The sequence below is a fragment of the Kocuria sp. SM24M-10 genome (genome assembly GCF_001027955.1).
GTDB lineage: Bacteria > Actinomycetota > Actinomycetes > Actinomycetales > Micrococcaceae > Kocuria > Kocuria oceani.
The window spans coordinates 1-13123 of the sequence record NZ_LDNX01000133.1 but is presented as its reverse complement, the minus strand read 5'-3'; the positions used below and the strand labels follow the sequence as shown (position 1 = coordinate 13123).

Here is a 13123-nt window from a genome sequence, read left to right as displayed (position 1 = left end):
GGCGGGGGCGCGGGGGCGGGGTGCGGGTCAGTGGTCCCCGGAGGACGGGAACGCGAAGGACGCCCCGGAGGCGTGGTGCGGCTCGGGCCAGCGCTCGGTGACGGCCTTGCCGCGGGTGTAGAAGCGCACGCCGTCGGGACCGTAGATGTGGTGGTCGCCGAACAGGGAGGCCTTCCAGCCGCCGAAGGAGTGCCAGGCCACGGGCACCGGGATCGGGACGTTGACCCCGATCATGCCCACGGTCACCCGTCGCTTGAACTGGCGGGCGTAGGCCCCGGAGGAGGTGAAGATCGCGGTGCCGTTGCCGTAGGGGTTGGCGTTGATGATCTCGATGCCCTCCTCGAGGCTGTCCACGCGCAGGACGACCAGCACGGGGCCGAAGATCTCCTCCTCGTAGGCCTCCATGTCCTGGCGGACCCTGTCGAGGACGGTCGGGCCGACGAAGAAGCCGTTCTCGTGGTCCTGCACGATGAGCTCGCGCCCGTCCACGACCACGGCCGCGCCGGCCTCCTCGGCGGCGGTGACGATCCGGACCACGCGGTCGCGGGAGGCCGGGGTGATGACCGGGCCCATGTCGGAGGAGGCGTCCATGCCGTTGCCCACGGTGATGTCCTTGGCGCGGGCGGCGAGCTTGTCCACGAGCAGGTCCGCGGCCTCGCCCACGGCCACCGCGACCGAGACGGCCATGCAGCGCTCACCGGCGGAGCCGAAGGCCGCCGCCGTGAGGTTGTCGGCCGCGGAGTCCATGTCGGCGTCGGGCAGGACGATGGCGTGGTTCTTCGCCCCGCCCAGGGCCTGCACCCGCTTGCCGTGCTTGGTGGCGGTCTCGTGCACGTACTTCGCGATCGGGGTGGAGCCGACGAAGGAGATGCCGTCGACGTCGGGGTGGGTCAGCAGCCCGTCCACGGCCTCCTTGCCGCCGTGCAGCACCTGGAAGACGCCGTCCGGCAGCCCGGCCCGCTGCCACAGCTCGGCGATCAGCAGGGACGGGGACGGGTCCCGCTCGGAGGGCTTGAGGATGAACGCGTTGCCCGTGGCGATGGCCACCGGGGCCATCCACAGCGGCACCATGACGGGGAAGTTGAACGGGGTGATGCCGGCGACCACGCCCAGGGGCTGGCGGAAGGAGTAGACGTCGATGCCGGTGGAGAACTGGTCGGAGAACTCCCCCTTGAGCTGCTCGGCGATCCCGCAGGCGAACTCGACGACCTCGAGGCCGCGGCCCACCTCGCCCTTGGCGTCGGAGAGGACCTTGCCGTGCTCGGCGGTGATCAGCGCGGCCAGCTCGTCGGTGTGGGCCGCCACCAGCTCGCGGAACTTGAACAGCACCGCGGTGCGCTTGGCCAGGGACACGTCGCCCCACGTGTCGGCGGCCTTCCGGGCCGCGGCCACCGTGGCCTGGAGGTCCTCGTCCGTGGTCAGGTGCAGGATGCCGGACACCTCACCGGTGGCGGGGTTGTAGATCTCCTGGGTGCGGTCCCCGGTGCCGGCGGTGCGCTCACCGTTGATGAAGTGCTCGACGTGCTTGATCTGCTGCTGGGTCTGCTGCGTCATGGGTTCCTCCTTCAGTTCCCGAGCAGCGGACGCTGCCGGGCCTTGTGCTGCTGGTAGACCTCGTAGGCCTCGTTCGTGGAGTCCAGGGTGGCGGTGCCCGTGACGGGCACGTCCCACCAGGACTCGGAGCTGGGCGCGTCGATCAGCGGGTCCGACTCCACGTGCACGAGCACGGGGCCGGAGCCCTCGGGCACGGCCTTCGCCTGCGCCACGGCTTCCTTCAGCCGGTCGATGACACCCTCGCCGGACTCGACGCGCAGCACGCGCACACCGAGGGACTCCGCATTGGTGGCGAGGTCGATCGGCAGCGTGGAGCCGTCGTCGAAGCTGTGCCGCTCCCCGTCGAGGTAGCGGTACTTCGTGCCGAAGCGCTGGGACCCCAGCTGCTCGGACAGCGCGCCGATCGAGGCGTAGCCGTGGTTCTGGATCAGCACGACCACGAGCTTGAGTCCCTCGGCCACGGCCGTGACGAGCTCGGTGTGCATCATCAGGTACGAGCCGTCGCCGACCATGACGACGACGTCGCGGGCGTCCTCCGGGGCGCCGGCCTGCTCGGCCTCGGCGACCGCGGCCCGCTTCACGCCGAGTCCGCCGGCGATCTCGTAGCCCATGCACGAGAACGCGTACTCCACGTGGTAGCCGTACGGGTCCTTGACCCGCCACATCTTGTGCAGGTCCCCGGGCAGCGAGCCGGCGGCGCACACGACGACGTCGCGGTCGTCCATGGCCTCGTTGACGGCCCCGATGATCTCGTTCTGGCTGGGCAGCGGCAGGTGCCGCTCGCCGAAGGCGGCGTCCACGGTGGTGTCCCAGCGCTGCTTCTCGGCCTCGACGGTCGCCGCCAGGTCCCCGCCGACCCGGTACCCGCCGAGCGCCTTGGTCAGCTCGACGAGGGTCTTGCGGGCGTCGGCGACGATCGGGACGGAGCTGCCCTGCTTGTAGGCGTCGAACGCCGCGACGTTGACGTTGACGAAGCGCACGTCCGGGTGCTGGAAGGCGGTGCGGGAGGCCGTGGTGAAGTCCTCGTAGCGGGTACCGATGCCGATCACGAGGTCGGCCTCGGCGACCACCGCGTTGGAGGCGGTGGAGCCGGTCGAGCCCACGGCGCCCAGGCACAGCGGGTGGTCCCAGTCCATGACCCCCACGCCGGCCTGGGTGTAGGCGACGGGGATGCCGGTGGCCTCGGCGAACTCCCGCAGCGCCTCGGTGGCGAAGGCGTAGTGCACGCCGCCGCCGGCGATGACGACCGGCCGCTCGGCGGCGCGGATCGCCGCGACGGCCGCGCGGACGTCCTCCTCCTCCGGGGCGGGGCGGCGGATCCGCCACTCGCGCGGGGCGAGGAACTCCTCGGGCACCTCGAGAGCCTCCGCCTGCACGTCCTGCGGCAGCGCGATCGTCACCGCCCCGGTCTCGGCCGGGTCCGTGAGCACGCGCATGCCGGACAGCAGCGCCGAGAAGAGCTGCTCGGGCCGCACCACGCGGTCGAAGAAGCGGGAGACCGGGCGGAACACGTCGTTGACCGTGATGTCGCCCGCGTCGGGGCGCTCCAGCTGCTGCAGCACCGGGTCCGGGGTGCGGGTGGCGAACTGGTCCGAGGGGAACAGCAGCGCCGGCAGCCGGTTGGTGGTGGCCAGCGCGGCGCCCGTCACCATGTTCGTGGCCCCGGGGCCGATCGAGGTGGACACCGCGAAGGTGGCCCGGCGGCGGGTGTGCCGGGCGTAGCCGACGGCCTGGTGCACCTGGGCCTGCTCGTTGCGGCCCTGGTAGTAGGGCATGACAGTGGGGTCCTCGGCCTGGAACTGCTTGAGCGCCTGGCCCACGCCGGCCACGTTGCCGTGCCCGAAGATGCCGAACATGCCCGGGATCGTGCGCTGCCGGTGCTCCTCGGCGCCGATCCGGTCCACGGTCCACTGGTTGGCCAGGAACGCGACGAGCGCCTGGGACACGGAGAGGGTGCGGGTGCTCATCGGGCGGCTCCTTCCTCGACGGGGTGGCCCTTCAGCAGGGAGGCTGCGGTGGCGACGGCCCCGGCGACGTCGCCGTCCTCCGGGTACAGCAGGGTGCGCCCGACGGTGAGGCCCTGGACGCCGGGCAGCGCCAGCGCGGCCTCCCAGGTCGCGAAGACCTCGTCCGGCCGGCCGCTCGGGTCCCCGCCCAGCAGGACGGTGGGCAGCGTGGTGGCCGCCATGACCCGCTCCATCTCTTCCACCACGGGCAGCTTCATCCACGTGTGCGACGACGTGCCGCCGAGTCCCTGGGCGATGGCCACGGACTGGATCACGGCGTCGGCGGAGAGGTCGTTGACGATCCCGGTGCCGGTGGCCCGGGAGATGAACGGCTCGACCATGGCGATCAGCCCCAGCGCCGCGAGGGAGTCCACCGCCCGGGCGGTGTTCTCCAGCACCGAGGTGGTGTGCGGGTCCTCGAAGCAGATGCGGGTGAGCATCTTTCCGCCGTCGGCGCCGATCTTGTCCAGCGCCTCCGCGGTGTGCCCGGTGAAGCGGTCGTCGATCTCGTTGACCAGACCGGGCAGGCCTCCGCGGTTCATGGAGCCGAAGACCAGCTTGCCGTCGAGCGCCCCGAGCAGCAGCAGGTCGTCGAGCACGTCCGGGGAGGCGAGGACGCCGTCCACCTGGGGGTTGGCCAGGGCGATCTGCAGCCGGTCGAGCAGGCTGCGCCGGTCGGCCATGGCGTCGTGCTCCCCGCGCACCCTGAGGGCGCCGCGGGCGGCGTGGTCGGCGGCGACCACGAAGTTCTGCCGCCCGTGCATGGGGCCGGGGTGGCGGCGCCGGGAGTCGGCGGCGCGCTGGACGGCCCGGGGGTCCTCTAGCCGGATCCGGGACAGGTGCTCGTAGCGGCGCGGATCGGCCGTGTCGAGCTCGGCGGGGGACGTGGTCGTCATCGGGTGGCTCCTTCGGGAACGGCGCGGCCGCGCTCGCGCAGCAGCTGGAATACCTCGTCGGGGGTGGGCATGGCGTCCGAGCAGGAGATCCTCGACGCGACGATGGCACCGGAGGCGTTGGCGTAGTCGAGCACCTGCTCGAGCGGCCAGCCCTGGTTGATGCCGTGGCAGAAGGCGCCGCCGAAGGAGTCCCCGGCGCCGAGGCCGTTGACGGTCTCGACCGGGACGGGCGCGGAGACCACGCGCTCGTCGCGGGTCTTGGCCATCACGCCCTCCGGGCCGAGCTTGACCACGGCGATGCGCACGCCGGCCGCGAGCAGCCGGTCGGCCTGCTCGTCGGGGGTCCCCTCCCCGACGGCCACCGCGCACTCCTTGTCGTTGCCGATGGCGATGCTCACGTGCTGCAGCAGCTCGTGCACCTGGGCCCGGGCCTCCTCCTCGGAGCTCCAGAACATCGGGCGGTAGTCGAGGTCCAGGATCGTGTGCTGGTCCGCGCGCAGCTGCTCCCGGGGGCGGGCCTCGTGCGCGGCGAGGTGGGCGGAGCGGGACGGCTCCTGGCACAGACCGGTGACCGTGGACCACAGGATGCGCGCCTCGCGCACGGCCTCGGCGTCGATCTCCTCGGGGCGGATCTGCAGGTCCGGGGCCGTGGGGAACCGGCCGTAGAAGTACAGCGGGAAGTCCTCCGGCGGGCGGATCGCGCAGAACGTGGCGGGGGTCTGCAGCCCCGGCACGGCTGTGACGAACCGGTCGTCCACGCCGTAGCGGACGAGTTCGCGGTGCAGGTAGGTGCCGAACGGGTCGTCGCCGGTGCGGGTGATCACCGCGGCGGACTCGCCGTGGCGGGCCGCGGCCACGGCCACGTTGGACGGGGAGCCGCCGAGGTACTTGCGGAACGTGGTCACGTCCTCGAGGCCTACCCCGACGTCGTCGGGGTAGATGTCGACGCTGATGCGTCCCAGGGTCACGACGTCGTAGCTCACGCCTTCACCTCCACCTTCTGCGCCGCGGCGGCGCGCTTGCGCATCTGTTCCAGCTGGTACCGGGAGACCTCCACGGCGTTCTCGTTCTCGGCGAAGACCGAGGAGACCATCACGGTGTCCTCGCGGTCGAGGAAGCCGTTGGCCGCGAGCCCGCCGAAGAACTCGTCCCAGTCGACGTCGCCGTCCCCGATCTTCAGGTGCTGGTGCACCCGGGCCGGGGCGCCCGGCGGGTTGGTGATGTAGCGCAGCCCGTGCGAGCGGTGGTGGTCCATGGTGTCGGCGACGTGCACCACGCGCAGCCGGTCCCCTACGGCGGCCATGATCTCGAGCGGGGCGTCCTCCATGTGGAAGGTGTGCGGGGCCACGTAGGCGAAGCCGAGGTGCGGGGAGTTCACGCCGCGGATGACGCGCCACGCGGCGAGACCCTGCTCGACGAAGTCGTCGGGGTGCGGGTCGATCGCGATGTGCATGCCCTCCCGCTCGATCAGCGGGAGCAGCTCCTCCACGGAGCGGTAGAACGCCCGCTCGGACTCCTCGGCCAGCTCGGGCCGGCCCTGGAACTCGGTGTTCATCTGGGTCACGCCGAGGTCCACGGTCATCCGGATGGCGCGCTTCCAGTAGCGCACCGCGGCCTCCCGGGCGTCCGGGTCCGGGGAGGACCAGCGCAGCACCGGCAGCACCGAGGCGATCTGCACGCCGGCGTCGCGGCAGGCCCGGCGCAGGTCCGCCACGAGCTGGTCGTCGGCCTTGGGGTGGTTGAAGAAGGGCAGGAAGTCCGCGTGCGGGGTCAGCTGCAGGTACTCGTAGCCGAGCTCGGCCGCGAGCGCGGGGAACTCGAGCAGGGAGTGGGAGTGGTGGAACGGGGTGGGGTCGAGAGCGATCTTCATGGACGGTTCTCCAGGTCTGTGGTTCCGGGGCGGGTCAGCGGACGCTCGTGCGGGAGCCGCAGCCCAGCAGGTAGGAGCGGGTGCGGGTGGCGATGGGCAGCGGGACGTCGAAGGAGGAGACGGGGTACATGTCCTGCTCGACGATGCCGAAGATCGGCCGGTCGAGCTTCTCGACCTCCGCGATCACCGCGGCGAGGTCCGGCAGGCCGGCGGGGGGCTCCACCATGACGCCGGCGAGGTTGGCGGCGGCCCAGGTCATGTTCTCCCGGCGCACGCGCTCGAGGACCACGGGGTCGATCTGCTTCAGGTGCAGGTAGCCGATCCGCTCGGGGTACTTGCGGATCAGGTCCACCGAGGACGCCCCGCCGTACTCGGCGTGGCCGGTGTCCAGGCACAGGGTCACGAGCTCGGGATCGGTGCGCTGCAGGAACGTCTCGATGTCGGGCTGGCCGCAGACGTGGGAGTCCGCGTGGGAGTGGAACTGCTGCTGGAGGCCGAAGTCCTCGCGCAGCACCTTCCCGAGCCGGTCGTGGCCCGCGCACAGGGCGTTCCACTGCTCCGTGCTCAGGTGCTCGTTCTCGAGCGCGTCGCCCGTCACGTCGTCGCGCCACATGGCGGGGATGACCACGATGTGCTCGCCGCCCATGGCGGCCGTCAGCTCGGCGACCTTCCGGGCGGGCTCCCAGGCCTCCTGCCACTGGTCTGCCCCGCGGTGGAAGGCGGTGAAGACGGTGCCCGCCGAGACCTTGAGGTTCCGCTGGGCGAGCTCGTCGGCGAGCCGGGCGGGATCGGTGGGCAGGTAGCCGTAGGGCCCCAGCTCGATCCAGGAGTACCCCGCCTCGGCCACCTCGTCGAGGAACCGCTCCCAGGGGGTCTGCTGCGGGTCGTCGGGGAACCACACGCCCCACGAGTCCGGGGCCGTGCCGATGAGCACGGGGTTCTGCTGCTGTGCCGCCGCGCCGGCGGTCGCGGTGGTCGCGTTCTGCTGCGCCATGATGACCTGCTTCCTGGTTCTGGTACCTGGTCACCGCCACGGTCCGTCGTCCGGGCGACGGGGCGATCAGTGGTCGGGATCACAACCAGAATACCGACCCAGGTCAGTTTGTAAAGACATACCGTCTTATGCGGCCCGTGCCCGCCGTGCACGGGAGGCCACCAGCACCTCCGAGCCCCGCAGTGGCGCACCCGGAGCGGGACGGACGCCGGCCGGCACCACCCGCTGGCGTTTATGTAAATATGTCTTGACATAGTGGGCGGCACGGGTGATCGTGGAGGAGCTCCGACCGCACGGAGCCGGATCCACGGCGTCCCGGGACCGGGCCGACACCGCCCCGAGCGGCGCCACGACCCGACCGCCGCTCCGCCCGGCCCAGGCCCGGCCTGGACCGCCCTGCCCGTGACCCCTTCCGCACCATTCGACCGAAAGGCCCCGCCGTGCCCCTCGTGCGCATCGACGTCACCGAGAACCGCCGTACCCCCGAGCAGCTCCGCGCCCTGGCGGACGTCGTCCAGGGCGTCATGCTCGACACCTTCGCCGCCCCGCCCCGGGACCGCTACCAGATCATCACCGAGCACCGGCCCGGACAGATCATCGCCGAGGACACGGGCCTGGGCCTGAGCCGCACCGACGACCTCGTCGTGGTCCAGGTCGTCCAGCAGGGCCGCAGCGAGGCCCAGAAGCAGGCCATGTACCGGGCCCTGGCCGACCGGCTCGAGCAGCGGACCGGCCTGGACCCGCAGGACCTGATCGTCTCCGTCACCGAGAACACCCGCGAGGACTGGTCCTTCGGCCGGGGCGTCGCCCAGTTCCTCACCGGAGAGCTCTGAGCCGCACGAGCCGGCACACGGGAAGGCCCCGTCCACGAAACACCGTGGACGGGGCCTTCCCGTGTGCCGGTCGACGGGCCGGGGCCCGCCGGGTCACTTGCCCTCGAAGATCTCCCGCATCAGCTGGGCGGTCTCGGACGGCGTCTTGCCGACCTTCACGCCGGCGGCCTCGAGCGCCTCCTTCTTGGCCTGGGCGGTGCCCGAGGAGCCCGAGACGATCGCGCCGGCGTGCCCCATGGTCTTGCCCTCGGGGGCCGTGAAGCCCGCGACGTAGCCGACGACCGGCTTCGTGACGTTGGCCTTGATGAAGTCCGCGGCACGCTCCTCGGCGTCGCCTCCGATCTCGCCGATCATCACGATGGCCTCGGTCTCGGGATCCGCCTCGAACGCCTCGAGGGCGTCGATGTGGGTGGTCCCGATGACCGGGTCGCCGCCGATGCCGATGGCGGTGGTGAACCCGATGTCCCGCAGCTCGTACATCATCTGGTAGGTCAGGGTCCCGGACTTGGAGACCAGGCCGATCTTGCCCTTGCCGGTGATGTTCGCCGGGGTGATCCCCACCAGCGACTCGCCGGGGGTGATGATGCCGGGGCAGTTCGGGCCGATGATCCGGGTGGTCTGCCGGCCGTCCGCGTCGGTCTTCGACTTCGCGTAGGCCCAGAACTCCGCGGAGTCCTGCACCGGGATGCCCTCGGTGATGACCACGACGAGCGGGACCTCGGCGTCGATGGCCTCGATCACGGCGTCCTTGGTGAAGGCCGGCGGCACGAAGACGATCGACACGTCCGCGCCGGTCTTCTCGACGGCCTCGGCGACGGTGCCGAAGACCGGCAGCTCGACGTCGTTGCCGTCCTGGTCCCGGTGGGCCACGGTGGTGCCGGCCTTGCGGGCGTTGACCCCGCCCATGACCTGGGTCCCCGCGGCGAGCATCCGGCCGGTGTGCTTGGTGCCCTCGCCGCCGGTGATGCCCTGAACGATGACCTTGGAGTCCTTGTTCAAAAAGATAGACATTGCTGTTCGTTCCTTAGAAGTGTTCGTCCGGTCGGCGGATCAGTTGGCGGCGTGGGCGAGCTCTGCGGCCTTGTCCGCGCCCTCGTCCATCGTCTCGGCGAGGGTCACCAGCGGGTGGTTGGCGGCGGCGAGGATGCGCCGGCCCTCCTCGACGTTGTTGCCGTCCAGGCGGACCACGAGCGGCTTGTCCTCCTCGTCACCGAGGATCTCCAGGGCCTTCACGATGCCGTTGGCCACGGCGTCGCAGGCGGTGATCCCGCCGAAGACGTTGACGAACACGGACTTGACCTGCGGGTCGTTGAGGATGACGTCCAGGCCCGCGGCCATGACCTCGGCCGAGGCGCCGCCGCCGATGTCCAGGAAGTTGGCCGGCTTGACGTTGCCGTGCTTCTCCCCCGCGTAGGCGACGACGTCCAGGGTGGACATGACCAGGCCCGCGCCGTTGCCGATGATGCCGACCTCGCCGTCGAGCTTGACGTAGTTCAGGTCGTGCTCCTTGGCCTTCTCCTCGAGGGGGTCGGCGCTGGACTTGTCGACGAGCTCGGCGTGGTCGGCCTGACGGAACTCGGCGTTCTCGTCGAGGGTGACCTTGCCGTCGAGGGCGATGATCTTCCCGTCGCCGGTCTTGACCAGCGGGTTGACCTCCACCAGGGTGGCGTCCTCCTTCTTGAAGACGTCCCACAGCTTGACCAGGACCGGCACGACCCCGGCGGCGGTCTCCTCGTCGAACTTCGCCTGCGCCACGATCTCGCGGGCCTTGGCCTCGGTGATCCCCTCGGTGGGGACGACCTCGACGCGGGCGAGGGCCTCGGGCCGCTCCACGGCGAGCTGCTCGATCTCCACGCCGCCCTCGACGGAGCACATGGCCAGGTAGGAGCGGTTGGCGCGGTCCAGCAGGATCGAGAAGTAGTACTCCTCGGCGATGTCGGCGCCCTGGGCGATCATCACGCGGTGGACCGTGTGGCCCTTGATGTCCATGCCGAGGATCTGCTGGGCGTACTCGTAGGCCTCGTCGGCGGTCTTGGCGACCTTCACGCCACCGGCCTTGCCGCGCCCTCCGACCTTGACCTGGGCCTTCACGACGGTGACGCCGCCGATCTTCTCGGCGGCGGCCTTTGCTTCTTCCGGGGTGGTCGCGACGATGCCCTGGAGCACGGGGACGCCGTGCTTCTCGAACAGGTCGCGTGCCTGGTATTCGAACAGGTCCACGGGTGAATGCCCTTCTTCGTCGAAGTCGTGGATCGGCGACGGCCCGGGCAGTAGGCGGGTCGTCCTCCGACCTGATGGTGAACGGAGCGCCGCGCATCCCCGGGCCGAGACCTGAGGCATGCGTCCGGACCGTTCCGCGGAGCCGTTCCCGGGCGCGGGACGTGCCGGGGCACTCCCTGTACGAGACTGTAGTCCATGCTGAATCGGCGGCCACAACCGGGCCCGCGCACGAGTTCCCGGGCGTTTCTTGATTGACTGGCCCCATGAGCTCCGTCGACACCCCCGAGAACCGGGCGTTCGCCCCCGCCGACCCCGGCTTCCTCGCCTCCATCGCGACCTTCGCCTTCGTGGCCCTCGGCCTGGAGGCCGTGGTCGACGGCACGGTGCTCACGGTCACCGGGGAGATCCCCGACGTGTATCCCCTGGGCTGGCAGGTCTTCGCCTGGCTGTGCCTGAGCGCGGCCTGGCTCGGGATCCAGCGCGGGCTCGTGGCGTGGCTGCGCCACCGGGCGGCGGACCCCGTCACCCCGCAGCCCCCCACCTACTCCCCCGCGCTCGACCACCGGCGGACCACCACCGCACTCGTGCTGTTCGTGCTCGCGGTCCTGCTCGGGGTGATCCTGCCCGTCTTCCTCGTGGGCCAGTGGCGGCTTCAGCCGGTCCAGCTCTACCTCGACCTCTACGCCGACTACGGCGGGGGCGCCTGGCTGGGCATGGTCGGCTTCGCGGCCTACCACGTGGGCCGGTCCCTGCTGCTGGCCCTCGTGCTGACGTGCGTGCAGCGGGCGGTGGAGCTGCGCCGCCCCGGTCGCTGGACCCAGGCGGCTCCGGTGGGCGGGCTGGTCCTGGGGGTCCTGCTCGCCCTGCCCGGCCTGGTCCTGGGCGGTTGGACCTCCGCGGCCACGGCGCTGATCTGCTGCACGCTGCTGGGGATGGTGCACAACCTCACCGGCCGGTCGCTGCGCTGGACGGGCCCCGCGGCGGTCGTGGTGCTCCTGTTCGTCTAGACACCTCCGCCGCGGCACCGCCGGCGCGCCCGGCGCTCAGGACGTCACCGGGGCGACCGCGACATGTTGCGCCGATCACAGGAATTTCCTGGAGGGGTTTCCTGGCCGCGCCATATGTCCTAACATAAGGACATCCGAACCAGTGAGACGTGCGTCACTCCGTGAGGGACGCGCCGACCCGGCGAGATCATCACACTGTGCAGAGCGCACCGGTTGCGCACGAACAAAGGAACCTTCGATGGCCACATCGTCACCACGCGAGACAGCGGCTGCGCTGCCTCCGCTGACCTCCGGACCACATCGCAAGCGCCTCGGCCTCATCTCCATCGTGGCCTGCTTCGGCGGTCTGCTCTTCGGCTACGACACCGGCGTGATCAACGGTGCGCTGCGTCCCATGTCGGAGGAGCTCGGTCTGACGCCGTTCACGGAGGGCGTGGTCACCAGCTCGCTCGTCTTCGCCGCCGCCGTCGGCGCGCTCTCCGGAGGTCGCATCTCCGACGCCTGGGGGCGCCGGCGGACCATCCTCCTGCTCTCCGTCCTGTTCTTCGTCGGGACGATGATCGTGGTGTTCACGCCCGGCTACGAGGTGCTGGTCGCCGGGCGCATCTGCCTCGGGCTCGCCGTGGGCGGGGCCTCCGCCGTGGTGCCCGTCTTCCTCGCGGAACTGGCCCCCTACGAGATCCGCGGCTCGATCGCGGGCCGCAACGAGGTGGCCATCGTGATCGGCCAGCTCTCGGCGTTCGTGATCAACGCGATCATCGGCAACGTCTTCAGCGAGTCCCCGAGCGTGTGGCGCGTCATGTTCGCGATCTCCGCGCTGCCGGCCGTGGCCCTGTTCATCGGGATGCTCCGGATGCCGGAGTCCCCGCGGTGGCTCGTGGAGAAGGGCCGCCACCGTGAGGCCCTCGAGGTGCTCAAGACGGTGCGCTCCGAGGAGCGGGCGATCGCCGAGCTCGGCGAGGTCGAGCACGTGGCGGAGGAGGAGCGCGCCGAGAACCAGATCGGCCTGGGCGCGATCCTGTCCAACAAGAACCTGATCCGCATCCTGCTCGTCGGCATCGGCCTGGGCATCGCCCAGCAGCTCACCGGGATCAACTCGATCATGTACTACGGGCAGATCGTGCTGATCGAGTCGGGCTTCAGCGCCAACGCGGCCCTGATCGCCAACATCGCCCCCGGCGTGATCGCCGTGGTCGGCGGCTTCATCGCCCTGTACCTCATGGACCGGCTCGACCGGCGCAAGACCTTCATGATCGGCCTGACGCTCACCACCGTCTGCCACCTGCTGATCGGCGCCTCCTCGATGCTGCTGGAGGAGGGCAACCCGCTGCGGCCCTTCGTGATCCTGGCCCTGGTGGTGGCCTTCGTCGGCTCCATGCAGACCTTCCTCAACGTCGCCGTGTGGGTCTACCTCTCCGAGGTGTTCCCGCTGCACATGCGCGGCGTGGGGATCGGCGTGTCCGTCTTCATGCTGTGGGTCGCCAACGGCGTCCTGTCCCTCTACTTCCCCTCCCTGGTCGCCGCGGTGGGGATCACGGGGACGTTCTTCCTCTTCGCCGGGGTCGGCGCGCTGGCGCTGCTCTTCGTCTACACCCAGGTCCCGGAGACCCGCGGGCGCACGCTCGAGGCGCTGGAGGAGGACGTGACGACCGGCGCGATCTACACGGTCAAGGCGCCGAACTCCTAGGCGGCCCCCGGCCCCGAGGACCTCGTGGCGACCAGGGAGGGGAAGTAGAGGGACAG

The 13123-nt window shown here is 70.9% G+C and carries 11 protein-coding genes; 3 read left to right on the top strand and 8 right to left on the bottom strand.

Going from position 1 to position 13123, the window contains the following annotated elements:
* Positions 1-27: 27 nt before the first annotated feature.
* From ABL57_RS16155 to ABL57_RS16130, 6 genes are read right to left on the bottom strand one after another with little or no spacing between them, the layout of a single operon-like run.
* Positions 28-1554: a CoA-acylating methylmalonate-semialdehyde dehydrogenase gene (locus tag ABL57_RS16155; RefSeq protein ID WP_047804510.1), complete on the bottom strand. Its 1527-nt coding sequence runs from the start codon at positions 1552-1554 to the stop codon at positions 28-30.
* An 11-nt stretch (positions 1555-1565) separates the two neighbouring features.
* Positions 1566-3521, bottom strand: coding sequence for a 3D-(3,5/4)-trihydroxycyclohexane-1,2-dione acylhydrolase (decyclizing) (gene iolD, locus ABL57_RS16150; RefSeq protein ID WP_047804509.1), 1956 nt, complete (start codon positions 3519-3521; stop codon positions 1566-1568).
* Positions 3518-4456: a hypothetical protein gene (locus ABL57_RS21990; protein WP_047804508.1), complete on the bottom strand. Its 939-nt coding sequence runs from the start codon at positions 4454-4456 to the stop codon at positions 3518-3520. The genes iolD and ABL57_RS21990 overlap by 4 nt, the downstream gene beginning before the upstream one ends.
* Positions 4453-5439 (bottom strand): 5-dehydro-2-deoxygluconokinase, encoded by a 987-nt coding sequence (iolC, locus tag ABL57_RS16140; protein WP_047804507.1) that lies wholly within the window; start codon positions 5437-5439, stop codon positions 4453-4455. The genes ABL57_RS21990 and iolC overlap by 4 nt, the downstream gene beginning before the upstream one ends.
* Complete coding sequence (locus tag ABL57_RS16135) at positions 5436-6326, bottom strand: sugar phosphate isomerase/epimerase (RefSeq protein WP_047804506.1); 891 nt, start codon at positions 6324-6326, stop codon at positions 5436-5438. Before ABL57_RS16135 ends, iolC begins: the two co-directional genes overlap by 4 nt.
* Before the next feature lie 34 nt (positions 6327-6360).
* Positions 6361-7320, bottom strand: coding sequence for a sugar phosphate isomerase/epimerase (locus tag ABL57_RS16130; protein WP_047804505.1), 960 nt, complete (start codon positions 7318-7320; stop codon positions 6361-6363).
* Positions 7321-7760: 440 nt separating this feature from the next.
* On the opposite strand from ABL57_RS16130, the gene ABL57_RS16125 reads away from it, so the two are divergent.
* Positions 7761-8153, top strand: coding sequence for a tautomerase family protein (locus ABL57_RS16125; RefSeq protein WP_047804504.1), 393 nt, complete (start codon positions 7761-7763; stop codon positions 8151-8153).
* 93 nt (positions 8154-8246) lie between these two features.
* On the opposite strand, the gene sucD is transcribed toward ABL57_RS16125, so the two are convergent.
* The gene (sucD, locus tag ABL57_RS16120; protein WP_047804503.1) at positions 8247-9164 is read right to left on the bottom strand and encodes a succinate--CoA ligase subunit alpha; all 918 of its coding nucleotides are present in this window, start codon (positions 9162-9164) and stop codon (positions 8247-8249) included.
* Positions 9165-9203: 39 nt separating this feature from the next.
* Positions 9204-10373, bottom strand: coding sequence for an ADP-forming succinate--CoA ligase subunit beta (gene sucC / locus ABL57_RS16115; RefSeq protein ID WP_047804502.1), 1170 nt, complete (start codon positions 10371-10373; stop codon positions 9204-9206).
* 263 nt (positions 10374-10636) lie between these two features.
* On the opposite strand from sucC, the gene ABL57_RS16110 reads away from it, so the two are divergent.
* Complete coding sequence (locus ABL57_RS16110; RefSeq protein WP_047804501.1) at positions 10637-11380, top strand: hypothetical protein; 744 nt, start codon at positions 10637-10639, stop codon at positions 11378-11380.
* A gap of 238 nt (positions 11381-11618) precedes the next feature.
* Positions 11619-13067, top strand: a complete 1449-nt coding sequence (locus ABL57_RS16105; RefSeq protein ID WP_047804500.1) for a sugar porter family MFS transporter — start codon at positions 11619-11621, stop codon at positions 13065-13067.
* Positions 13068-13123 lie beyond the last annotated feature (56 nt).

Bases quoted from the DNA above. Each gene is read 5' to 3' on its own strand.
- ABL57_RS16155 (WP_047804510.1), bottom strand. From the start codon at position 1,554: ATGACGCAGCAGACCCAGCAGCAGATCAAGCACGTCGAGCACTTCATC.
- iolD (WP_047804509.1), bottom strand. From the start codon at position 3,521: ATGAGCACCCGCACCCTCTCCGTGTCCCAGGCGCTCGTCGCGTTCCTG.
- ABL57_RS21990 (WP_047804508.1), bottom strand. From the start codon at position 4,456: ATGACGACCACGTCCCCCGCCGAGCTCGACACGGCCGATCCGCGCCGC.
- ABL57_RS16135 (WP_047804506.1), bottom strand. From the start codon at position 6,326: ATGAAGATCGCTCTCGACCCCACCCCGTTCCACCACTCCCACTCCCTG.
- ABL57_RS16130 (WP_047804505.1), bottom strand. From the start codon at position 7,320: ATGGCGCAGCAGAACGCGACCACCGCGACCGCCGGCGCGGCGGCACAG.
- sucD (WP_047804503.1), bottom strand. From the start codon at position 9,164: ATGTCTATCTTTTTGAACAAGGACTCCAAGGTCATCGTTCAGGGCATC.
- ABL57_RS16110 (WP_047804501.1), top strand. From the start codon at position 10,637: ATGAGCTCCGTCGACACCCCCGAGAACCGGGCGTTCGCCCCCGCCGAC.
- ABL57_RS16105 (WP_047804500.1), top strand. From the start codon at position 11,619: ATGGCCACATCGTCACCACGCGAGACAGCGGCTGCGCTGCCTCCGCTG.